Source organism: Cellulosimicrobium protaetiae (assembly GCF_009708005.2).
GTDB classification, from domain to species: domain Bacteria; phylum Actinomycetota; class Actinomycetes; order Actinomycetales; family Cellulomonadaceae; genus Cellulosimicrobium; species Cellulosimicrobium protaetiae.
Genome location: NZ_CP052757.1, coordinates 609453 through 631684 on the forward strand (window position 1 = coordinate 609453; position 22232 = coordinate 631684).

The 22232-nt window shown below is 74.4% G+C and carries 18 protein-coding genes; 14 read left to right on the plus strand and 4 right to left on the minus strand.

Annotated features, from left to right (window positions below):
• Window positions 1-51: 51 nt before the first annotated feature.
• Window positions 52-696 (plus strand): FadR/GntR family transcriptional regulator, encoded by a 645-nt coding sequence (locus FIC82_RS02660; protein ID WP_216609967.1) that lies wholly within the window; start codon window positions 52-54, stop codon window positions 694-696.
• A 75-nt stretch (window positions 697-771) separates the two neighbouring features.
• On the opposite strand, the gene FIC82_RS02665 is transcribed toward FIC82_RS02660, so the two are convergent.
• From FIC82_RS02665 to FIC82_RS02675, 3 genes are all read right to left on the minus strand, one after another.
• A complete protein-coding gene (locus tag FIC82_RS02665; RefSeq protein ID WP_154797450.1) occupies window positions 772-1209 on the minus strand; it encodes a VOC family protein in 438 nt (145 codons plus the stop codon).
• A 9-nt stretch (window positions 1210-1218) separates the two neighbouring features.
• Window positions 1219-2472: an MFS transporter gene (locus FIC82_RS02670; RefSeq protein ID WP_154797451.1), complete on the minus strand. Its 1254-nt coding sequence runs from the start codon at window positions 2470-2472 to the stop codon at window positions 1219-1221.
• A gap of 65 nt (window positions 2473-2537) precedes the next feature.
• Window positions 2538-3401 carry an SDR family NAD(P)-dependent oxidoreductase gene (locus FIC82_RS02675; RefSeq protein ID WP_154797452.1) on the minus strand — a complete coding sequence of 288 codons (864 nt, stop codon included), beginning with the start codon at window positions 3399-3401 and terminating at the stop codon, window positions 2538-2540.
• A gap of 118 nt (window positions 3402-3519) precedes the next feature.
• On the opposite strand from FIC82_RS02675, the gene FIC82_RS02680 reads away from it, so the two are divergent.
• Both FIC82_RS02680 and FIC82_RS02685 read left to right on the plus strand, forming a co-directional pair.
• A complete protein-coding gene (locus FIC82_RS02680; RefSeq protein WP_154797453.1) occupies window positions 3520-4125 on the plus strand; it encodes a TetR/AcrR family transcriptional regulator in 606 nt (201 codons plus the stop codon).
• Window positions 4126-4135: 10 nt separating this feature from the next.
• On the plus strand, window positions 4136-4774 hold the full coding sequence (locus tag FIC82_RS02685) for a nucleoside/nucleotide kinase family protein (RefSeq protein WP_336240264.1): 639 nt from the start codon (window positions 4136-4138) through the stop codon (window positions 4772-4774).
• 52 nt (window positions 4775-4826) lie between these two features.
• On the opposite strand, the gene FIC82_RS02690 is transcribed toward FIC82_RS02685, so the two are convergent.
• Window positions 4827-5309 (minus strand): glutathione peroxidase, encoded by a 483-nt coding sequence (locus FIC82_RS02690; RefSeq protein ID WP_154797454.1) that lies wholly within the window; start codon window positions 5307-5309, stop codon window positions 4827-4829.
• A gap of 135 nt (window positions 5310-5444) precedes the next feature.
• On the opposite strand from FIC82_RS02690, the gene FIC82_RS02695 reads away from it, so the two are divergent.
• The 11 genes from FIC82_RS02695 to FIC82_RS02755 all read left to right on the plus strand — a co-directional run bounded on the left by FIC82_RS02695 (window position 5445) and on the right by FIC82_RS02755 (window position 22232).
• Window positions 5445-6011, plus strand: coding sequence for a DUF6993 domain-containing protein (locus tag FIC82_RS02695; RefSeq protein ID WP_154797455.1), 567 nt, complete (start codon window positions 5445-5447; stop codon window positions 6009-6011).
• A gap of 142 nt (window positions 6012-6153) precedes the next feature.
• Window positions 6154-6939, plus strand: a complete 786-nt coding sequence (locus tag FIC82_RS02700; RefSeq protein WP_154797456.1) for a 3-hydroxyacyl-CoA dehydrogenase — start codon at window positions 6154-6156, stop codon at window positions 6937-6939.
• Between the two features lie 61 nt (window positions 6940-7000).
• Window positions 7001-7696 carry a DNA alkylation repair protein gene (locus FIC82_RS02705; protein WP_154797457.1) on the plus strand — a complete coding sequence of 232 codons (696 nt, stop codon included), beginning with the start codon at window positions 7001-7003 and terminating at the stop codon, window positions 7694-7696.
• Between the two features lie 140 nt (window positions 7697-7836).
• Window positions 7837-8229, plus strand: a complete 393-nt coding sequence (locus tag FIC82_RS02710) for a nuclear transport factor 2 family protein (RefSeq protein WP_168731436.1) — start codon at window positions 7837-7839, stop codon at window positions 8227-8229.
• Window positions 8230-8379: 150 nt separating this feature from the next.
• Window positions 8380-9600 (plus strand): N-acetylglucosamine kinase, encoded by a 1221-nt coding sequence (locus tag FIC82_RS02715; RefSeq protein ID WP_216609968.1) that lies wholly within the window; start codon window positions 8380-8382, stop codon window positions 9598-9600.
• On the plus strand, window positions 9601-10488 hold the full coding sequence (locus tag FIC82_RS02720) for a MurR/RpiR family transcriptional regulator (RefSeq protein WP_154797459.1): 888 nt from the start codon (window positions 9601-9603) through the stop codon (window positions 10486-10488).
• Window positions 10485-13616, plus strand: a complete 3132-nt coding sequence (locus FIC82_RS02725; protein WP_253691365.1) for an FAD-binding and (Fe-S)-binding domain-containing protein — start codon at window positions 10485-10487, stop codon at window positions 13614-13616. Before FIC82_RS02720 ends, FIC82_RS02725 begins: the two co-directional genes overlap by 4 nt.
• Before the next feature lie 1073 nt (window positions 13617-14689).
• On the plus strand, window positions 14690-18406 hold the full coding sequence (locus FIC82_RS20970; RefSeq protein ID WP_253691367.1) for a PQQ-dependent sugar dehydrogenase: 3717 nt from the start codon (window positions 14690-14692) through the stop codon (window positions 18404-18406).
• A 94-nt stretch (window positions 18407-18500) separates the two neighbouring features.
• A complete protein-coding gene (locus tag FIC82_RS02745) occupies window positions 18501-19520 on the plus strand; it encodes a TIM barrel protein (protein ID WP_253691369.1) in 1020 nt (339 codons plus the stop codon).
• Window positions 19521-19555: 35 nt separating this feature from the next.
• On the plus strand, window positions 19556-20830 hold the full coding sequence (locus FIC82_RS02750; RefSeq protein WP_154797460.1) for a hypothetical protein: 1275 nt from the start codon (window positions 19556-19558) through the stop codon (window positions 20828-20830).
• A 181-nt stretch (window positions 20831-21011) separates the two neighbouring features.
• Window positions 21012-22232, plus strand: coding sequence for a DUF916 domain-containing protein (locus FIC82_RS02755; protein ID WP_154797461.1), 1221 nt, complete (start codon window positions 21012-21014; stop codon window positions 22230-22232).

The window sequence follows — 22232 nt, forward strand, 5'->3', positions numbered from 1 at the left end:
CGATGATGGGATCATGGGATGAATCGAGAGCAGTCTGGCACGCGAGAGCCGATGCGTCGAGTAGGGCTCATCGACCAGGCGGCGGCACGCTTCCGCGAGGAGGTGATCTCCGGGCGCTGGCCGGTCGGCGAGCGGATCCCGACCGAGGTCGCACTCGTCTCGGAGTTCGGCATCGGGCGCAACACGGTCCGCGAGGCCCTCCAGTCGCTGGTGCACGCCGGCCTGCTGCGCCGCGAGCAGGGCCGCGGCACGTTCGTCATCTCCCGCTCCGAGCTGACCGGCACGCTCGAACGCCAGCTCGCCGGCGGCAGCCGCCGCCACTACCTCGAGCTGCGCCTCGCCCTCGACAGCACCGCGGCCGCGCTCGCCGCCGCGAGCCGCACGGACGCCGACGTCGCGCTGCTGCGCGAGCTGCGCGACCGCCGAGAGGCGGCGTGGTCCGACGACCCCGACGCGCGCGCGAGCGCCGACCTCGACCTGCACCGCGCGATCGTGGAGGCGACGCACAACCCGCTGTACGTGACGCTGTACTCGAGCATGCTCGACGTCTTCGCCGTCCACATGCGCGACGACGAGAGCGGGGACGTGGACGCGGCGCACCGCCGCCACCACGAGCTCGTCGAGGCGATCGCCGACGCCGACGCCGACCGTGCCGCCGCGTCGGTGGCCGCCATCATGGACCCGTTCCTGCGCTGAACGGCGACGTGGCCGATCCGCGCTCGCAGCCGGCCGGCGGTCAGCCTGCGGTCGATCCAGGCGGAGTGCCCGCGGTCAGTCCAGGCAGAACTCGTTGCCCTCGACGTCCTGCATGACGATGCACGACTCGTTCTCCTCGTCCGCGACCATCACGCGCACGCACGTCGCGCCGAGCGCGAGGAGCCGGTCGCGCTCTGCCACGAGCGTCGCGAGGCGCTCGGCACCCACGAGCCCGGTGCCGACGCGGACGTCGAGGTGCACCCGGTTCTTGACGACCTTGCCCTCGGGGACGCGCTGGAAGAACAGCCGCGGGCCGACGCCGGTCGGGTCGCTGCACGCGAACCATGCGTCCCGCTGCTCGGGCGGGAGCGCGGCGTTCGCGTCGTCCCAGGTGTCGAACCCGTCCGGGGGCGACGGCGGGACGTAGCCGAGCACCTCGCACCAGAACCGGGCGACACGCTCCGGCTGTGCGCAGTCGAACGTGACCTGGACATGCCTGACCGTCGTCGTCATCCCGCCACCCTAGGCGTGCGGGTGCTCCCGCTCGGAGGGCATTTCCGGCTCCGTCGCGTCCGCCACCGTCGCGTCCGCCACCGCCGCGGTCGGTGTCGCGGGGAACGTGCGTCGCGCGACGAGGACCACCACGAGCGCGGCGGCGACGATCCCCGCCCCGACGAACGGGACGACGTCGAGCCCGGACCGTGCGAGCACGAGCGCGCCGAGCGCGGCGCCCCCGCCGATGCCGACGTTCGACGTCGCGTTGACGAGTGCCCCGGTGAGGTCCGGCGACGCGCCGTGCGCGCGGATGGCCGCGGCCTGGAACACCGGCGCGACCGCGCCGAACCCCGCGCTCCACACCCCGATCGCGACGAGCACCCCGACGGTCGCGGGGAACGCCAGTCCCACCGCGAGCATGCCCGCCACGACGGCGACCAGCGTGACGACCGTCGTCCGGCGCGGCCGGTGGTCGAGGCGTGCGGCGGCGAACGCCGTGCCGACGAGCCCGAGCGCCCCGAGCACGAGGAGCGCCGGGCCGAGCGCCGACTCCTGCAGGCCCGCGCCCAGGAGCAGGAGCGACACGAACGTGTAGACCGTGTACTGGCCCAGGTACACGAGGGAGTTGGTGGTCGTGGCCACCGCGAGCGCGGAGCGCCGGCTCGCGCTCGTCGCGTCCGACGGCGGAGCGCCGCCCCCCGGCACGGGCGGCAGCAGGAACGCGATGAGCACGGTGGCGAGCGCGCACGCTCCCGCGAGGACGCCGAACGCGGGACGCCAGCCGATCGCGGTGCCGAGCGTCGTCGTGAGCGGGACGCCGAGCACGAACCCGACGGCCGCGCCCGCGGTGACGAGCGAGAGCGCGCGCCCCGTGAGGTGCGGCAGCACGAGTCGCGACGCGTACCCGATGCTCACGGAGAAGAACACCGCGTGCGACGCGCCGCCCAGGGCCCGCGCCGCCGCGACGACAGCGAACGTCGGCGCGACGGCGACGAGCACGTTGCTCACGGTGTAGAGCCCGAGCGTCGTCAGGAGCAGGCCCTTGCGCGGGAGCCGGGCCGTCCCGAGCGTCAGCGGCACGGCGAGCGCCGCGACCATGACCGCGTACGCCGTCACGAGCAGCCCTGCGACGGACTCCGTGACGTCCAGGTCCGCGCTGAGGAGGGGCAGCAGCCCGACGGGCACGAGCTCGGTCGTGATCGCCACGAACGTCGCGAGGCCCAGGGCGACGATGCCGCCCATCGCCTCGCGGATCGTGCCGGGTCGGAAGGGGGCGGTCATGCGTCCGTCTCGGCCTGCAGGGGAGCGGGGTGGTCGAGGGCGACAGCGCGCAGCATGCTCCCACCCTAGGAGGACGGCGCCGCCGCAGGCTGGGCCACGGCCTGCTCGGCGGCGCGGCTGACCTGCTCCCACGCGGCCCAGGTCTCGAGGCGCTGGGCCGTGACGTGCTGAGCGACGTCGTAGACCATGCTGCCCAGGAGCAGGCGCAGCGGCGGGTCGTCGCTGTCGACGAGCGTGAGCATCGCCTCGGCGGCGAGCCGCGGGTCGCTGTCCACGGACCCGTCGGCCCACTGGCGCTCGAGCTCGGCGCGCAGGGGCGCGTACGGCTCGGCCGGGGTGGTCGAGGCCATGCTCGTGTACAGGTCGGTCCAGTAGCCGCCGGGCTGCACGACGGTGACCTTCACGCCGAACGACGCGGCCTCCGCCGCGAGGGCCTCGCTCATGCCCTCGAGCGCGAACTTGCTCGCGCTGTACAGCCCCGTGCTGGGGAAGCCGCCGAGCGCGGCGATGCTCGAGACCTGCAGCAGGTGCCCGGAGCCCTGCGTGCGCAGGTGCGGCAGCACGGCCTGGCTGACCCAGAGGACGCCGAAGAAGTTGACCTCGAGCTGGGCGCGGGCCTCGGCCTCGGTGAACTCCTCGACCATGCCCATCGACAGGGTGCCGGCGTTGTTCACGACGACGTCGAGCCGGCCGAAGCGCTCGACGGCGGCCGCCACCGCGGCGTCGACCGCGCCCTTGTCGGTGACGTCCAGCGTCAGCGCGAGGACGCGGTCGTGGTGCCGGGCGTCGAACGCGTCGGCGCTCGCGGTCCGAGCGGCGGCGACGACCTGGTCGCCGCGCTCGAGCGCGGCGACGGCGAGCGCGTGCCCCAGGCCGCGGCTCGCGCCGGTGATGAACCACGTGCGGGGAGAGGGGGAGGCGTGGCGCAAGGTGTGTGCTCCTCTGGTGAGACGAGACGTTGCGTCTCGTTGTGAGGACGAACGTAGAGCATGTCCGCGCCGCTGGCAATACGCAACGTCTCGTCTCGGGACGGACTAGGCTGAGCGCATGTCGACCCCCGACCCCGCGCGCCGCAACGAGACCTCACGCCGCGCCGTCCTGGTGGCCACGCTCGACCTCCTTCAAGAGGTGCCCTACGCGCGACTGAGCATCGAGGGCATCGCGACGCGCGCCGGCGTCGGCAAGCAGACGATCTACCGCTGGTGGCCCTCGAAGGCCGCCGTCCTGTTCGACGCGTTCCTCCTCCTCAGCGAGGCGGGGGAGGGCGAGGCGCCGATGCTCCCCGACACCGGAGACCTCCGGGCCGACCTCACCGCCGTCCTCCGGGCGACCGTCGCCGAGCTGAACGACCCCCGTCTCGCCGAGCCGATGCGCGCGCTCGCCACCGAGGTCGCGCACGACGAGGCGCTCGCCGCGGCGTACCACGAGCGCCTCGACGCCCCGCTCCGCGAGGCGAAGCGCGCGCGGCTGCGCAGCGCGCAGGAGGCCGGCGAGCTGTCGGCCGACCTCGACCTCGACGTCGCGGCCGACATCATCTGGGGTCCCGTGCTGAACCGGTGGCTCCAGCGCAGCTGCCCCCTCAACGACGAGTACGTCGACGCGCTCGTCGACACCGCGCTCCGCGGGATGCAGCGGCGCGCCGAGGCGTCCTGACGCCGTGCGCGTGGAACCGGTGACCGAGGACGTCCTCGTGGACCGGGTCGTGGACCTCGTCCTCGGGCTCCCCCGCGGCGGCGCACCGGGGCCCGACGGCGCGGTGCGGCTCCTCGTCGACGGTCACCCGTCGACGCACCCCGAGGCGCTCGCGGACCTGCTCGTCGCCCCGCTGCGTGCGGCCGGACGACCGGTCGTGCGGGTGCGCGTCCGGGACTTCTGGCGCCCCGCGTCGCTGCGGCTCGAGCACGGGCGGGAGGACCCGGACGCGCTGCTCGACGCGTGGATCGACGTGGCAGGGCTCAACCGCGAGGTCCTCGACGCCGTCGGCCCGGGCGGGTCCGGGCGCTACGTGCCGAGCCTGCGCGACCCCGCGACGAGCCGGTCCACGCGCGCGGCGTACGTCGACGCGGAGCCAGGGCTCGTCGTCGTGCTCGACGGCGCGCTCGCCCTCGGCCGCGGGCTCGCCGTCGACCTCGCCGTCCACCTGGCGCTGCGCGCTCCGACGCTCGCGCGCCGCACCGCGCCCGAGGACGCCTGGACGCTCGACGCGTACGCGCGCTACGAGCGAGAGGTGCGCCCCGCGGAGGTCGCCGACGTCGTCGCCCGGGTCGACGACGCGCGGCACCCCGCGCTCGTGATGCGCTGACACCCCTGCGCGAGGACCGCACGCTCACGACCGTCGGCAGGGCGGCGCGCGCTCAGCGCGGCAGGTGCGTCTCGACGAGGTCGACGATCGCCGGGTCGTCGGGCAGCGTGCGGGGGCGGAAGCGGTGCACCTCGCCGCCGGGCACGACGACGAACTTCTCGAAGTTCCACGTGACGCGACCGGCCTTGCCCTCGGCGTCCTCGGCCTTCTTCAGCTCCTGGTACAGCGGGTGGGCGTGGCGGCCGTTGACGCGCACGCGGTCGACCACCGGGAACGTCACGCCGTACGTGAGCGAGCAGAACTCCTGGATCGCCTCGTTCGTGCCGAGCTCCTGGAGGAACTGGTTGCTCGGGAACCCGATGACGGTGAACCCGCGGTCGCGGTACTTCTCCTGCATCGCCTCGAGCGTCGCGTACTGCGGCGCGAGACCGCACCGCGACGCGACGTTCACGACGAGCACGACGTCGTCCGAGTGCTCGCGCAGGGTGTGCGTCGTCCCGTCCATGGCGTCGAACGGGATGTCGTACAGGCTCATGCGGGGATCTCCTGACGGTCGGACGGAGGTGGCTCGCCTCCCATCCTGCACCCGACGGCGCCCGAGATGTGAAGATGTCGGGTCGACGTCGCGCCCGCGGTCGCCGCGGAGCACCCGGCCCACAAGACTCGCCTCATGGCCACCCCGGACCTGGACGACCCCACCACGGACGGCACGTCGCGCCTCGGGCGCGCGGTCGTCGGCGTGGTCGTGGGGATCGCGATCTTCGCGTTCGTGGGGGTCGTGGGGTACTTCCTCTTCGTGTCGTACGCGATGCAGCAGTGGGCGGACTCGTACGACTCCCCGCAGCCCCAGGTCACGGCGACGGCCGAGGACACGACCGCCGTCGGGACGGAGACCGGGCTCGACGCGTCCAACGAGGCGTACCGGCAGCGGGCGGGCACGCCCGAGAGCGACGCCGAGGCCGCGCTCTCGGTCCCCGCGGTCCAGGCTGCGCTCGACCCCGTCGCGGACGGGACCGCGGTCGACGGCGACGAGGTCTGGGACGCTCTCGTCGCCGCGGGCTTCGAGCACGTGCAGACCTCCGACCGGACGGCGAGCGGAGAGGTCTCGCCGGTCGTGGGCGTGGGCGTGTCCGTCCCCGGCGGCTGCGTGTACGGGGCGGTCGCGCCCGACGCCGTCACGCTCGACGCGGGCGGACCGATCGCCGACGGCGGGTGCCTGGAGATGCCGTCGCACTGACGCCCTCACGGATGCCCCGCGGTTGCGGGGCCCTGACGTCCGAGACCGACTGACGGTGGGTCGATCTCGCGGCCTGCGGGTCGACCTGGGTACGGTCAGCGGGGCGGGCGACGTGGCCCGCGCGGCTGACGGAGGACGAGACATGCGGATCGAGGGCACGGTCGCCCTGGTGACGGGAGGGGCCTCGGGCCTCGGGCGCGCGACGGCGGAGGGCCTGGTCGCGGCGGGCGCGCAGGTGGTCCTGGCGGACCTCGCGTCGTCCGACGGCTTCGTGGTCGCCGACGCGCTCGGTGACGCCGCACGGTTCGTCCCCACGGACGTGACGAGCGAGGACGACGTCGCGCGCGCGCTCGACGCGGCGGACGACCTCGGCGGCGCGCGCGTCGTCGTGAGCTGCGCCGGGATCGTGCACGCGCAGCGCGTGATCGGGAAGTCCGGCGTGCACGCCCTGGACGCGTTCCGGCGCGTCGTGGACGTCAATCTCGTGGGGACGTTCAACGTCGTCCGCCTCGCGGCGGAGCGCATGCTCGCGCTCGATCCCCTCGGTCCGGACGGGCCCGACCCCGAGGGGGAGGAGCGCGGCGTCGTGGTGCAGACCGCGTCCGTCGCGGCGTTCGACGGGCAGGTCGGGCAGGCCGCCTACGCGGCCTCGAAGGCGGGCGTCGCGGGCCTCACGCTGCCGCTCGCGCGCGACCTCGCGCAGCACCGGATCCGCGTCATGACCATCGCGCCGGGCATCTTCCGCACCCCGATGATGGCGTCGCTGCCCGAGGCCGCGCAGGAGTCGCTCGGCGCCCAGGTGCCGCACCCGAGCAGGCTCGGGCGGCCGGAGGAGTACGCGCACCTGGTGCGCGCGATCGTCGAGAACCCGATGCTGAACGGCGAGGTGGTCCGCCTCGACGGCGCGATCCGGATGGCGCCGCGCTGACCGCGTCACCCCGACGCGCCGCACGGACCGCGGGCGGCCGCCCGCACGAGAGGAGAGGACGATGCCGCCGTACACGACGGCGACCGACTTCCGCGCCGACCTGCTCGCGCGCGCCACCGCGGCCCAGCGCCGCGCCTACACGCGGTACTTCCCCGGCGACGACACGCTCGCCGGCGTGCGCATGGGAGACGTGTTCACGCTCGCGAAGAGCGCGCTCGAGATGCCCGTCGACCAGATCGAGCTGCTGCTCGAGGACCGCGTCCACGAGGTCCGCGCCGGAGGCTGCTCGATCATGGGCAAGTCGGCGACGGCTCGCCGCGTGACCGTCGAGCGGCACGCGGAGCTCGTCGAGCTGTTCCTGCGCCGCCACGACCGGATCGACACGTGGGACCTCGTGGACCTCACCGCGTACCAGGTGCTCGGGTCGTGGCTCCTCGACCGGCCGCGCGACGTCCTCGACGACCTCGCGCGCGCCCCGGACTGGCCGCGGCGTCGCTCCGCGATCGTCGCGACGGCCGCGTTCCTGCGGCGCGGGCAGGTCGACGACACGTTCCGGCTCTCGGAGGTGCTCGTCGACGACCCGGAGCACTACGTGCAGAAGGGCGTCGGGTGGATGCTGCGCCACGCGGGCGACGTCGAGCCCGAGCGGCTGCGCGCGTTCCTCGAGGAGCACGCCGCGACGATGCCGCGCGACGTGCTGCGTGCCGCGGTGGAGAAGCTGCCGCCCGCCGAGCGCAAGGAGTGGCTCGCGCGCTGACCCCGGCCGGTCGGGCGGGGGCGGGTCGCGAGCCTGGTCGCGGCCCCGGTCGCGGGGTCGGGGCGACGGCGCGACGCTGGGACGGCGGGCGTGCTCGCGTCCCGCGGACCGGAGGGACGGCGGCATGCATGCCGGACGACGTGAGCGACGTGAGTGACGCGGAGCACCGCGCGACCTTTGCGGGGATCCTGCGCGCGTGGGGCGACGCGCTCGTCGCGAACGACCCCGCCGCGATCGACGCGTTCGTCGAGCCCGGCTGGGTGCTCGTCGGCACGGACGGGAACGCGCAGGAGCGCGACGGCTTCCTCGCGGTCGTCGCGTCGGGCGAGCTCGTGCACACGGAGATGTCGTCCGAGCTCGTCGCGGCGAGCGTGCACGACGACGTCGCCGTCACCCTCGCGCGCGGCGTCTCCGCGGGCACGTGGCGGGGGACGCCGTTCCGTGACGTGGAGTGGTCGGTCGACACGTTCGTCCGGCGCAGGGCCGCCTGGCGCTGCGTCCACACGGCGATCGTCCCGGCCGTCGTCGACTGACGGCGCGGGGAAGCGCCGCCGACCAGGGCGTGGCGAGGTTCGGGGCCTCGTGCGACGGCGTACCGTGGTCGAGCACGGAGGCGCCACGACAAGGTGGCGAGAATCTCCATAGTTCCGCTCCTGCGTGAAAATTTGTGCCAGAATGGCTGCGTGAGCAGCAGCACGCCCGGCTCCGCGTGGGTCGTCGGGCTCGACGTCGGGGGCTCGGGGAGCCGCCTCGTCGCGCGACGTCTCGACGACCTCCGATCGCCCGGCGCACCGCCGAGCGCGCGGGACGTCGCCCTCACCGGCCGACCGGTCGCGATCGGACCGACCGGGAGCGACGCGGCGGACGTGGTCCGCGACCTCCTCGCACGGCTCCGGACCGAGTTTCCGTCCGTGGCGCACGACGGCGTCGCCGCTGCCACGGTCGGCGCGACCGGCCTCGCGTCCCTCGTCCGCGACCCCGCCGAGCTCCACACCGCCCTCCGCACCGGCCTCCCCACCCCCGCCCCCACCCCCGGTCCTGCCGCCGAACACGACATGAGGGTCGTTCCGGGCGGGATGACGACCTCCAGGACGGGTTCGACGGCGGGCGATGTCATGCTCGGCGACGGCACGTCGCGCAGGGGCGGCCTGCGGACGGCGGTCGCGGCCGACGCGTTGACCGCGCACCTGGGAGCGCTGGGCGGGCGGCCGGGTGCCGTCGTCGCGGTCGGGACCGGGGCGATCGCGCTCGGCACGGACCTGCGCGACGTGTGGCACCGCGTCGACGGCTGGGGCCACCTGCTCGGAGACCTGGGCTCCGGGTCGTGGATCGGGGCGCAGGGTCTGCGCGCCGCGGTCGCCGCGCACGACGGCCGCGACAACGGCGGTTCGACGGCGCTGCTCGCCGCGGCGACGGAGCGGTTCGGCCCCGTGCCGACCTGGCCCGGGCAGCTCTACACGCGTCCCGACCGGGCCCAGGTGCTCGCGTCGTTCACGCCTGACGTCGCAGCGGCGGCCCACGACGGCGACTCCGTCGCCCGGCAGGTCCTTGCTGGCGCGGGCACCCACCTCGCGACGACGCTCGCCGCGGCGCTGGTCGACGGCGTCCCGCCCCTGGCCGCCGCGACCGGCGGCGTGCTGGGGATCGGCCCGCTGCTCACCGACGCCTTCCGCGCGCGCCTCTCCGTGCTGCGCCCGGACGTCGAGCTCGTCGGCCCGGCCGGCACCCCGCTCGACGGCGCGCTGCACCTGGCCGCGCGCCTCGCGACCGACCCGGGCTCCGTCGTCGGGCACGAGCCGTGGCTCACGCTCGGCAGCCCGGCCGCGCCGGCCCCGCCTCACGACCCGACCGACTCGCAGCACCCGACCGACCCGCCCGTCCCGACCACCACCGAGGAGGACTGAATGGCCGCCGACGGTCTCGTCCGCATCCGCCAGTCCCTGCCGAACCTGCGCCCCGCCGAGGCGCGCATCGCCGAGGCCGTGCTCGCCGACCCGGCGGCCGTCGTCGGCAAGACGATCACCGAGCTCGCGGCGCTCGTCGGGACGTCGCAGGCGACGGTCGTGCGGTTCTGCCGCGCGGTCGGGTACGCGGGGTACCCGGAGTTCCGGATCGACCTCGCGCAGGCGACGAGCCGCCGCGCGGTCGAGCAGGAGCGCGCGAACGTCGCCCACGGCGAGATCGACCCCGACGACACGCTGCAGGACGTCGTCACGAAGATCGCGTTCCACGAGGCGCGGACCATCGAGGAGACGGCACGCATGCTCGACCTCGACGCGCTCGAGCGGGTCGCGGACGCCGTGGCGCGGGCGCCGCGCATCGACCTGTTCGGCGTGGGGTCGAGCGGGCTCACGGCGCAGGACCTCGCGCAGAAGCTCCAGCGGATCGGGCTGCTGTGCTTCGCGTCGACCGACCCGCACGTCCAGCTCCAGTCCGCCGCGCTGCTCGGGCCGGGGGCGGTCGCCGTCGGCGTGTCGCACAGCGGCCTCACGGTCGAGACGAACGACGCGCTCCGCATCGCGCACGACCGCGGCGCGACGACGGTGGCGGTCACGAACTTCCCCGAGTCGCCGCTCGTCGCGCACGCCGACATCGTGCTCACGACGACGGCGCGTGAGACCCAGTTCCGGTCCGGTGCGCTGTCGAGCCGCATCGCGCAGCTCGCGCTCGTGGACTTCCTCTTCGTGCGCGTCGCGCAGCGACGCTTCGACAGCACGACGGAGAACCTGCGCGCGACGTACGAGGCGGTGCAGCCCCACCGCCTCGGCTACGACCGCAAGGCCCGCCCGTGAGCGTGCGCCGTCGCGCCGAGACCGGAGGATCCGCCCCTGGGCCGCGCGAATCCCGGGCGGATGTCCGCGTCTCGGCGGGCGACGGGCCCGGGTTCGAGCTCAGGACCGACCTGCTGACGCGGGTCGCGCAGGCGCACGACGCGTCGCACTACCTGCTGCGGCCCGAGGTCGTCGTGCGCGCGCACGACCGGGACGGCGTCGTCGGGGCGATGCGTGAGGCGACGCGCCGCGGTCTGCCCGTCACGTTCCGCTCGGGCGGGACGAGCCTGTCCGGCCAGGCGTCGGGCGCCGGCGTGCTCGTCGACACGCGCACGCGCTTCACGCGCGTCGAGGTTCTCGACGGCGGGGCCCGCGTCCGGTGCGAGCCCGGCGCGACGCTGCGGCTCGTCAACGCGCACCTGCTGCGGCACGGGCGTCGGCTCGGGCCGGACCCGGCGAGCGAGATCGCGTGCACGATCGGCGGGGTCGTGGCGAACAACTCCTCGGGCATGACGTCGGGCACGGAGCGCACCGCGTACCGGACCGTCGAGGCGATGACGGTCGTGCTCGCGAGCGGGACCGTCGTCGACACGGGCGCGCCCGATGCCGACGCGCGGCTGCGCGCGGCCGAGCCGGAGCTGCACCGCGGCCTCGCGGCGCTGCGCGACCGGGTGCGTGGCAGCGCGACGATGCGCGCCGAGATCGAGCGCCAGTTCTCGACGAAGAACACCATGGGCTACTCGGTCAACGCGTTCCTCGACCACGACGACCCGGTGAAGATCCTCGAGCACCTGCTGATCGGCAGCGAGGGCACGCTCGGCTGGGTCGCGGACGTCACGTTCCGGACCGTCCCGCTGCTCGCGCACGCCGCGACGACCCTCCTCGTGCTCGACTCGCTGGAGCACGCGACGGACGCGCTCGTCCCGCTCGTCGCGTCGGGCGCCGAGGCGATCGAGCTGCTCGACGCGGCGTCCCTGCGGGTCGCCGCCGCGGACCCGGCGGCGGACGCGTCCATGCGCACCCTCGCGCGCGGGGACGGCATCCGGAACCAGACCGCGCTCCTCGTGGAGTACCGCGCGGCGACCGAGGACGGGCTCGCGCCGTTCCAGGACGCGGCGCGCGACGTCGTCGGCTCGCTCGCCGGGTCGCTCGCCGTGCCCGCGACGGTCACGACCGACCCGGCGACGCGCGGGCGGCTGTGGCACGTGCGCAAGGGCCTGTACACGGCGGTCGCGGGCGCGCGCCCCGCGGGCAGCACGGCGCTCCTGGAGGACGTCGCGGTCCCCGTCACCGACCTCACCGCGACCGTCCGCGACCTGGGAGCACTCTTCGCACGCCGCGGCTACGGCGACGCCGTGACGTTCGGGCACGCCAAGGACGGCAACCTGCACTTCATGATCACGCCGCGGCTCGGCGACCGTGCCGAGCTCGACCGGTACGAGGCGTTCTCCGACGACCTCGTCGACCTCGTGCTCGGGCACGGCGGCACGCTCAAGGCCGAGCACGGCACCGGGCGCATCATGGCGCCGTTCGTGCGCCGCCAGTACGGCGACGATCTCTACGCCGTCATGCGCGAGGTCAAGCGCCTGTTCGACCCACGCGGGCTGCTCAACCCGGGCGTCCTTCTCACCGACGACGACCACGAGCACCTGCGAAACCTCAAGGTCGAGGCGTCCGCGGGCGGGGAGGACGCGCCGCTCGTCGACCGCTGCGTCGAGTGCGGGTACTGCGAGCCCGGGTGCCCGTCGCGCACCGTCACGACGACCCCGCGCCAGCGCATCGCGCTCCTCAAGGAGATCGCCGCCGCGCCGCCTGCCGAGCGGCGCGAGCTCGAGCGGCAGTACAGCTACCAGGGCGTCGAGACGTGCGCGGCCGACTCGCTGTGCGTCGAGGCGTGCCCCGTCGGGATCGACACGGGCCTCGTCATGAAGGGCCACCGCGCACGCTCGCAGCCACGGGTCGTGCAGCGCGGGGGAGCGGCGGTCGCCGAGCACTGGGGGCCTGTGGTCACCGGGCTGCGGGGCGCGCTCCGGGTGGTCCAGGCGCTCCCGACGCCGCTCGTCCACGTCGCGTCGCAGGTCGCGCGCGGGGTGGTCGGGGCCGACGTCGTGCCGCGCGTCGACGCGGACCTCCCCGGCCCGGGCGCGCGCCGCGACCCGCGGGGCGTACCGGGCGCCGACGCCACGGGCGCCGCGGACGGGTCGGTGCGCGCGGTGCTGTTCGCGTCGTGCATGGGCGAGCTGTTCGCGCCCGCGGCCGGTGGCCCGACCCGGAGCGCGAGCGGCGGGGCGACCGGGGGCGCGAGCGCGGACGCCGGGGCGAACCGGCCCGTCGGCGCCGAGGCGGCGTTCCGCGCGCTGTGCGAGCGGGCGGGCGTCGGGCTCGCGGTCCCCGAGGGGATCGGCGGGCTGTGCTGCGGCACCCCGTGGTCGTCCAAGGGGCTGCCCGACGGCGCGGCGGCCATGGCGCGGAAGGTCGTGGACGCGCTGTGGGTCGCCACGCGTGAGGGCGAGCTGCCTGTCGTGTGCGACGCGTCGAGCTGCACGCACGGCCTCGTCGAGACCGCCCGCCATCTGGTCGGCGCGGGAGACCGCGCCGTGGAGGAGCCGGCTTCCGGCGCTCCTGGCGCGCCCGGCGTGCCTGGTTCGCTGGGGGAGCCGGACCCCGACGCCGTGGCCCGCGAGCGCTTCGCACGCCTCCGGATCGTCGACGCCGTGACGTTCGTGCGCACCGACGTGCTCCCCGGCCTCGCCGCGCGGGGCGTCGATGTCGAGAAGGCGGGGAACGTCGTCGTGCACCCCACGTGCGCGACCGTGCACCTGGGCGCCGTGGACGACCTGCGGGCCGTGGCCGAGGCGACGGCCGAGCGTGCGACGGTGCCCGCCGCCTGGGGCTGCTGCGGCTTCGCCGGCGACCGCGGGATGCTGCACCCCGAGCTCACCGCCGGTGCGACCCGCGCCGAGGCAGCCGAGGTCGCGGCCGACGCCTCCGCGCTCCCGGGCGGCACGTACGACGCCTACGTGTCGAACAACCGCACGTGCGAGATGGGCATGTCCCGCGCGACGGGCCAGGACTACGTCCACGTCCTCGAGCTCCTCGAAGCAGCAACCCGCCCGACCCCGACCCCCGCCCCGGCGACCGCAAGGTAGGGCCGCAGTCCACCGAGGGAGAACCGCAGTCCCGCCGAAGTAGTACCCCGGTCGGCCGAGGTAGAACCCCGGTCACGCGAGGTAGAACCCTGGTCACGCGAGGTAGAACCGCCGTCCGCTGAGATAGAACCGCGGTCGCTGCCTGACGACGACGGGCGGTCGGCCCGGAGTCGGTCGGTCACCGACCGGCGTGGTCGTGCCCGACGGCGGTCGGTCACCTGCCGGTGCTGGAGTCGCTTCCGCGCCAGGTGACCGCGGCGCATCCCTGGGGACCGGCCCGGCACGGGCCCCGGCGCGCCCTGGACCCGACACATGGATGAGGCCACTACCGGCGAGGCCAGGCGAGGCGAGGCGAGGCGAGGACGAGCCTGGCTCCGCGGGCAGTCACCCGGGCTGGCAGAGACCAGGGTGAGACGACGCCGGGCGGGGTGGGTGGTGGTGCCGCGTCGTGGCGGGCCTGGCGGGAGCCGCGAGGAACGAGCGGCGGATGGTAGACGCGGCACCACCACCCACCCCGCCCACCCAGGGCGACCAGACCGCCGTCGGACAAGAGAACCAAGGTTCTACCTCGCTCGACCACGGTGCTACTTCGGCCGACCAGGGTTCTATCTCGCGTGACCAGAGTTCTACTTCGGCGGACTGCGGTTCTATCTCGTGCGACCAGGGTTCTACCTCGGACTGGCCGGGCTCCAGCCTTGGGAGCGTGACCACGATTTCGCCGTCTTCCTGCGCCCCGTCCGTCTATCGACGAACTTTCAACTTTTGATTGACACCCGACAGAAGCCTCGTAGGATGACGACCGAGTGGTAGGTGAATCTTCACCGTCTCTCGCACAACTTGGCCTGCCCGTGCGCGCCCCGGTGCGCGCGGCGGGACTCTCCTCCCGCACGACGACGTGCAGGGGGACCGCGCTCGACGACGAGACGAGGAGGACCACGGACAGGGGGCGTGCAGCCCTCTCACCTGCAGACACACACAGACCGGGCCACCCGATACCCGTCGTTGGCGCGACGGGGGTGACCCGGTCCGGATGACCCCTCACAGGCGACTGAACCTCACAGGAGTGGCATCAGATGAAGGATATCGACCGGCGCACGCGCCCGGGCAGACGTGTGACCGCGGCACTCGCCGCGGGCGCGCTCGCGCTCACGGGCCTCGGCGCCACGATCGCTCCCGCCGTCGCGCACGACGGCATCGACCACGGCACGGAACCGGGCGCGGAGGCCGCGCTCGACTGGTCCAACTACGAGCGGGTCCTGCTCACGAAGGACGTGGGCGAGCCCATCGACCTCGCGGTCCTGCCGGACTCGCGCGTGCTCCACACGGCCCGCAACGGCGACGTCCGGCTCACGGACCCGGCCACGGGCGTGACGCGCGTGATCACCACGCTCGACGTCTACGCGAACTCGGAGGACGGCCTCCAGGGCGTCGCGCTCGACCCGGACTTCGAGGAGAACGGCTGGGTCTACCTCGTCTACGCGCCGCGCGACGCGGACGGCGACGGCGTCGCGGACACCCCGACGGGCAACGCGCCCAACTCGCTCCCGGCGGGCGAGGACGAGAGCTACTGGGACCGGTGGGTGGGCGTGAACCGCCTGTCGCGGTTCCAGTGGACGGGCGACACGATCGACCTGTCCACCGAGCAGGTCGTCCTCGACGTCGAGGTCCAGCGCGGGCAGTGCTGCCACGTCGGTGCGGACATCGACTTCGACGGTGACGGCAACCTCTACCTGACGACGGGCGACAACACGCCCGCGAGCACCCCGGGCGCGAACGGGTTCGCCCCGAACAACGACGCGCCCGGCATGAACCCGGGTTTCGACTCGCGCCGCGGCGCGGGGAGCACGAACGACCTGCGCGGCAAGATCCTGCGGATCCACGTCGAGGAGGACGGCTCGTACACGATCCCCGAGGGGAACCTGTTCGCGCCGGGGACCGAGGGCACGCGCCCGGAGATCTTCGTCATGGGCGTGCGCAACCCGTTCCGCTTCGAGGTCGACCCCGAGACGAACTCGCTCTCCTGGGGCGACTACGGCCCGGACGCGACCAAGGCCGTGGCCGAGGCGAACGTCCGCGGTCCCATGGGCCTCGTCGAGTGGAACGTCGTCTCCCTCGACGACCCGCAGAACGCCGGGTGGCCGTACTTCACGGGCGACAACTTCGCCTATGACGAGTGGGACTTCGAGACGGCGACCCCGGGCGGGCTCTTCGACGCGGAGAACCTGCAGAACAACTCCCGGTGGAACACGGGCCTGGTCGACCTGCCGGCACCGCGCCCGGCCACCCTGTACTACGGCGACAACCCGGGCGACCAGCCGTGGGACGAGCTCGTGAACTTCGGCACCGGCTCGGGCCAGGCCCCCATGGGCGGCCCCGTCTACCACTACGACGCCGACAACCCGTCGACCACGAAGCTCCCGGCCTACTGGGACGGCAAGGCGTTCATGGGCGAGTTCTCGCAGGACTACGTCGCGGCGCTCACGGTCGACTGGGAGACCTTCGAGGTCACGCACATCGAGGACTTCCTGCCGAACTCGGCGCTCGCCGCGGCCGGTCAGCCGCCGCACGACAACCCGATGGACCTCGAGATCGGCCCGGACGGCTCGATGTACGCGCTGGACTACGGCGACGGGTTCTTCCGCGCCAACCCCGACGCGGGTCTCTACCGCATCGACTACGTCGAGGGGAACAAGTCCCCGCAGGCGGCGTTCTCCGCCACGCCGTACTCGTCGTCCGAGGCGCCGCTCGAGGTCTCGTTCGACGCGTCCGCCTCGACGGACCCCGAGGGCGACGCGCTCACCTACGAGTGGGACGTCGACGGCGACGGGACGTTCGACGCCACCGGGGTCCGGGCCACCCACACCTACACCGAGATCGGTGCCTACACCGCGCGGCTGCGCGTCACGGACGAGAGCGGCCGTCGGGGTCTCACCTCGCGCACGATCTCGGTCGGCAACCAGGCCCCCGAGGTCACGATCGAGGCCCCCGGCGACGGGTCGTTCTTCGACTGGGGCCAGGCCGTGCCGTACCGCGTCACGACCACCGACGCCGAGGACGACGCGAGCGGTGGCGAGGCTCCGACCCCGCACCTCACCGCGGACGACCAGATCGGCGACTGGCTCGCCGACGCGGTCGGTCACGAGATCCTGGTCGACACGCTCGGCATCGACGCGGAGACGCTCGGCGGGGCGTCGGGCATCACGCTCGCGCAGCTCGTCGCGCTCTCCGAGGGCTTCGTGACCCAGGCGATGGTCGACGCCGTCCTCGCGGCCTACGCCGCGGCGTTCGAGGACCCGTCGGCGGGCTCGGGCACCGTGTGCTCGCGCGTCGGGTGGACGTACGGTCTCGGTCACGACGAGCACGCGCACCCCGAGTCGACGGGCACGGGCTGCACGGGCGCGTGGCGGACCGATCCCAACTCGCCCGAGCACGGTCCCGGCGCGCTGCTCTACGGGGCGGTCGTCGTCACGTACACCGACGGCGGCCACAACGGCCTGCCGCCGGCCCAGGGCGAGGCCACGCTGCGCCTCAACCCGAAGGAGCAGCAGGCCGAGCACGCGATCGGTCGCGAGGGCGTCGTCGTCTACGCCGACGAGGGCGCGAGCGGCGGCAACGCCGTCCGCGGCCTCGGCAGCGGCGACTTCCTGCGCTACGAGCCGGTGAACTTCGCCGGCATCGACGGCGCGGTCGTCCGGGCGAGCGGGGGTGGCGAGGTGCAGCTCCGCTGGGGCGCGGCCGACGCGGAGCCCTTCGCCACGGCGACGGTCCCGGGCGGTGCGGGCTGGAAGGACGTCGAGATCACGTTCGACGCTCCCGAGGGCTCGGGCACGCTGTTCGTGACGTCGGCCGACGAGCTCGCCGTCGACGCGATCACCATGGTGGGCGACGGCGTCGCGGACGTCACCGCGCCGACGGTCGAGCACACGCTCGCCCCCGAGGCGCCCACGGGCGTCGGCGGCGTGTTCAACGAGCCGGTCCGCTTCTCCGTGCAGGCCGCGGACGACGGCGCCCTCGCGAGCGTGCAGTACTCGCGCGACGCCGGGACGACGTGGACCAACCTCGCGGCGAACCAGCAGTACGGCGTGACGTTCTCCGAGAACGGCACGTACGACCTGCTGTACCGCGCGACCGACACGGGCGGCAACGTCTCCGCGTCCGGCGAGGTGTCGTTCACGATCGACCTCGACGCGCCGGACGCGCCGACGGTCGACTCGGCCACGAAGGTCGTCGTCGGGTCCGCCCGCGTGACGTTCGGGGCACCGGGCGAGGCCGTGGTGACGGTCACGGGCGAGGGCGGCACGCCGTCGGGCGAGGTCGTGCTCACCTCGGGCGACACCGAGGTCGGGCGCGGGACCCTCACCGAGGGCACCGCGACGATCGCGATCGACCCGTCGCTCGCCGTCGGGACGCACACCCTGAAGGCCACCTACGGGGCCGACACGGTGTTCACGGCGTCGTCCGGGACCGTGCGCCTCACGGTCGCGCAGGCGGGGTCGACGACGACGGGCAGCGTCGCGCCGAACCCGGTGAAGCCCGCGGTCGCGGCCAAGGCGACGCTCCACGTGGAGTCCGCGACCGGCGTCGTGCCCACGGGCGACGTCCAGGTGACGGTGCGCCGCAACAACGTCACCGTCGCCTCGCTCACGGGGACGCTCGACGAGGCGGGGAACGTCGTCGTGACGCTCCCGAAGCTCCCGCAGACCGGCACCTACCAGGTGCAGGCCCGCTACCAGGGTTCGGCCGGGGTCGCCCCCAGCACGCTGAACCTCACACTCACGGTCCGCAGCTGACCGTCCACCGGTGGCCCGGGCCGAGCGCCCGGGCCACCGGCTCCCCAGACGTCCCCGGGAGCGGTCCCGGGGCGGCTCACCTCGAAGGAGAGACATGAGTTCACACCACCACCCGACGGTCTCGGCGAAGCCGATGAGCCGTCGGAACCTGCTCAAGGCGCTCGCGGCGTCGTCGGTCGCCGTGGGCGTGGGGGCCGCCCTCGGGCCGTCGGCCGCGAACGCGCTCGGGGGCGCGCTCCCGGCGGCGGTCGCGCCGTCGGGCGGGCGCAACCGGCTCGTGCCGGTCAACCGGATCGGGATCCAGCTCTACACGGTGCGCGACAAGGTCAGCTCGCTCGGGTTCCGTGCCGTGTTCGAGGAGCTCGCCGAGATCGGCTACTCGGAGATCGAGTTCGCCGGCTACACGCAGGGCAGCGTCGGCGCGATCACGGTCCCCGAGATCCGCCAGCTCCTCGACGACAACGGACTGCGCGCCGTCGGTTCGCACGTCAACCTCAACCCGGGCAACATCGACGCCCAGATCGAGACCGCGCTCGCGCTCGGCATGCCCCACCTGGGTCAGGGCGGGCCGATCGCGGGCGGGTACGGCGGACCCATCACGAAGGGCCAGTGGCTCGAGGCCTGCGAGACCTGGAACCAGATGGGGGAGAAGGCGAGGGCCGCCGGGCTCAAGCTCTACTCCCACAACCACGCCCAGGAGTGGGCGTTCACGACCGACGACCCGAACCAGCGCGTCTACGACCTGCTCTGGGACAACCTCGACCCCGAGCTCGTCTTCTTCGAGATGGACGTCTACTGGGCGTACGTCGGGCGCCACCTCTACCCGGGCTTCGAGCCGATCGACTACGTCACGCGCGACCCCCGTCGGTTCCCGATCCTGCACCTCAAGGACGGCAAGGCCAACGAGGCCAGCGGGAACGGCTACGACATCATCGAGTTCGGCGCCGGGAGCATCCCCTACCAGGCGTTCCTCTCCCAGCTGCGCGACCGCGGGCAGCGGTTCGGGCTGTACGAGCAGGACAACGCGGCGTCCGTGGCCGAGCCCGGAAACGCGCTCAACTCTTTGGGCAACGCCCGCCGCAGCTACGCCGAGATCTCCTCGCTCCGCGGCTGACGCGGACCGACCACACACCTGACAAGGAGCATCACATGAAGTGGAAGTGGAAGGTCCCGGCCGCCGCGCTGCTCGCGGTGGCCACGGCCACGGCGGTCGCGCCCGCGGCGCAGGCCGCCGACGTCGACTGCACCGGCGACCTCGGCGACCAGACGATCAGCGGCGACCTCGTCGTCCCCGGCGGCGCGGACTGCGTGCTCGGCGGCGCGACGATCGAGGGCGACGTGATCGTCGACCCCGGCGGCTGGCTCGACGCGACGTCCGTGACCGTGGGCGGCGACGTCGTCGCCACCGACGCGTACGGCGTCCTGCTCGACGGCGCGAGCGTCGCGGGCGACGTGAGCGCCTACTCGGCGGGCACCCGCGGCGGGTTCCTGTACCTCAACGACCTCACGGTCGGCGGGTCCGTCGCGGCGGGCGGCATCGACGTCGAGATCTCCGACTCGACGATCACCGGGTCGCTGCTCACGCAGGCGGCGAGCTACGTCGACCTGCTGCGCACGTCGGTGCACGGCGACGCGACCCTCGACGGCTCCGCGTACGGCGTGACCGTCGCGGGTGCGGTGGTCTCCGGCACGCTCACCGTGAGCAACGGTGCGCGCGACCTGCTGGTCGGCGCGACGGCGGACGGCGAGGCCGACGAGTGGGGCAACGCGGTCGCGGGCGACCTCGTGCTCAGCGGGAACTCCGGCAACCTGCGCGTCGCGGGCACCGCCGTCCAGGGCACGGTCCGCCTCGCGGGCAACGACCCCGCCGCCGTCTTCGGCCCCGGGAACACCGCCGGCGCCGTCGACGGCGAGCACACGGGCGAGGAGCCCGGCGCGGCGCCCGAGGGCGACCAGGCCGTGGCCGTCACCGTCCCGCAGCAGTCCGGCGGGGAGCTCACGTGGTCGCTCGAGGGCTCCTCCAGCCTCGTCGACCTCGGCGTGGCGACCGAGGAGCTGAGCTACTACCAGGCGCAGGGTCAGCTCGTCCCGGTGCGCGTGCAGGACACGCGCGCGGGCGACCCGGCGTGGTCGGTCACCGGCCAGGTGTCCGACTTCGTCGCGGGCGGCCAGACCGTCGACGGCAAGCACCTCGGCTGGACGCCGGGCGTCCTCGAGAACGGGGGCGACGCGATCGGCGGCGACCACGTCGCGTCCGGGTTCGACGAGGGCGAGGGCCTCAAGCAGGCTCGTACCCTCGCGCGGGCGGACGAGGGCCACGCGCGCGGCGCGTCGGTGATCGGGGCGGAGCTCGACCTCAAGCTCCCGCTCGACACCCCGCGCGGTACGTACACCGCGACGATCACCCTCACCGCCCTCGGGTGATCCACCGAGAGTGACTCACCGAGGGTGACCGCACCGCCCCTCCCGTCCCCCGGGAAGGGCGACCGGTCGGCCGCCACGCACGGCGTGGCGGCCGACCGGGCCCGCGGCCACGGTCACCGCTACGGTCGGCGAACCACGGTCGACCGACCCCACCGATCTGCACCGACGAAGGACCGAGCGCATGACCCACCGACGCACCCGCCCCGCCGCGGCACCCCGCGTGCCCCGCGTCCTCGGCGCGCTGAGCGCGCCCCTGCTCGCGGTCGCCCTGGTGGCCGCGCCTGCTCTCCCGGCGTCGTCGGTCCCCGCGGCGCCCGCGGCGGTCGAGGAGGCTGCCGGGCCCGTCGTCGGGACCGGCCCCCTCCCCGCCGACGTCGCCCCGGCGCCCGAACCCGAGCAGACCGTGCAGTGGGGCGTCCGTCCCGGCGACACGGCCCACGGGATCGACCGGCCGAACTTCGCCTACTCGCTCCCGCCCGGCGGCTCGCTCACCGACTCGATCCTCGTGTCCAACCACGGCGACGCCCCCCTGACCCTCGGCGTCTACGCCGCCGACGGGTACCTCACCGACGACGGCACGCTCGACCTCCTGCCCGCGGGGGAGGAGTCGACGGCGCTCGGGTCCTGGATCGCGCTCGACGGCGCCGAGGTCGAGATCGCCCCGCAGGAGCAGGCCGAGGTCCCGTTCACCCTCGCCGTCCCCGACGACGCCACCCCCGGCGACTACGCCGCGGGCGTGGTCTCGTCGCTCGTCGTCGTCGCGGACGACGGCGTGACGACCGACCGGCGCCTCGGCTCGCGCGTGCACCTGCGCGTCCAGGGCGACCTCGCGCCGGCGCTCGCGGTCGACGACGTGCACCTCGCCTACGACGGCACCCTCAACCCGTTCGCGCCCGGGAGCGCGACCGTCACGTTCACCGTGACGAACGAGGGCAACACGCGCGTCGCGCCGAGCGCCGCGGTCCGTGTGGCCGGGCCGTTCGGGCTCGGCGCGACCGCGGCGACCGACGTCGAGGTGCCCGAGCTCCTCCCCGGGTCCTCGATCGAGCGCACCGTCGAGATCGACCGCGTGTGGCCGCTCGTCCGCGAGACCGCGACCCTGACCGTCGGCGGCGAGGTCGTCCCGCTGCCCGGGACCGTGCCCGACCCGGAGGTCGTGGTCCGGGGCGTCACGGCGTCGGCCGTCGCCTGGGCCGTCCCGTGGGTCGCGTCCGGCCTCCTCGCGCTCGTCGTCCTGCTCGTCGTGTGGCGGGTGCGAGCCCGGCGACGTGCGCGTGCCGCTCAGCAGCGCGCGGTGGACGCCGCCGTCGCCGCGGCGCTCGCGGAGCGCGCCGTCGTCCCGGCCTCGGCGGAAGGCCGTGCTTCGACGGACCTCGGGTCGCCGTCCGCACCGCGGGACTGA

What these genes read in the sequence shown, in the direction of transcription:
- FIC82_RS02755 (WP_154797461.1), top strand. Translation starts at nt 21,012, where the DNA reads ATGACCCACCGACGCACCCGCCCCGCCGCGGCACCCCGCGTGCCCCGC.
- FIC82_RS02695 (WP_154797455.1), top strand. Translation starts at nt 5,445, where the DNA reads ATGGCCACCCCGGACCTGGACGACCCCACCACGGACGGCACGTCGCGC.
- FIC82_RS02665 (WP_154797450.1), bottom strand. Translation starts at nt 1,209, where the DNA reads ATGACGACGACGGTCAGGCATGTCCAGGTCACGTTCGACTGCGCACAG.
- FIC82_RS02720 (WP_154797459.1), top strand. Translation starts at nt 9,601, where the DNA reads ATGGCCGCCGACGGTCTCGTCCGCATCCGCCAGTCCCTGCCGAACCTG.
- FIC82_RS02690 (WP_154797454.1), bottom strand. Translation starts at nt 5,309, where the DNA reads ATGAGCCTGTACGACATCCCGTTCGACGCCATGGACGGGACGACGCAC.
- FIC82_RS02700 (WP_154797456.1), top strand. Translation starts at nt 6,154, where the DNA reads ATGCGGATCGAGGGCACGGTCGCCCTGGTGACGGGAGGGGCCTCGGGC.
- FIC82_RS20970 (WP_253691367.1), top strand. Translation starts at nt 14,690, where the DNA reads ATGAAGGATATCGACCGGCGCACGCGCCCGGGCAGACGTGTGACCGCG.
- FIC82_RS02745 (WP_253691369.1), top strand. Translation starts at nt 18,501, where the DNA reads ATGAGTTCACACCACCACCCGACGGTCTCGGCGAAGCCGATGAGCCGT.
- FIC82_RS02660 (WP_216609967.1), top strand. Translation starts at nt 52, where the DNA reads ATGCGTCGAGTAGGGCTCATCGACCAGGCGGCGGCACGCTTCCGCGAG.
- FIC82_RS02705 (WP_154797457.1), top strand. Translation starts at nt 7,001, where the DNA reads ATGCCGCCGTACACGACGGCGACCGACTTCCGCGCCGACCTGCTCGCG.
- FIC82_RS02750 (WP_154797460.1), top strand. Translation starts at nt 19,556, where the DNA reads ATGAAGTGGAAGTGGAAGGTCCCGGCCGCCGCGCTGCTCGCGGTGGCC.
- FIC82_RS02680 (WP_154797453.1), top strand. Translation starts at nt 3,520, where the DNA reads ATGTCGACCCCCGACCCCGCGCGCCGCAACGAGACCTCACGCCGCGCC.
- FIC82_RS02670 (WP_154797451.1), bottom strand. Translation starts at nt 2,472, where the DNA reads ATGACCGCCCCCTTCCGACCCGGCACGATCCGCGAGGCGATGGGCGGC.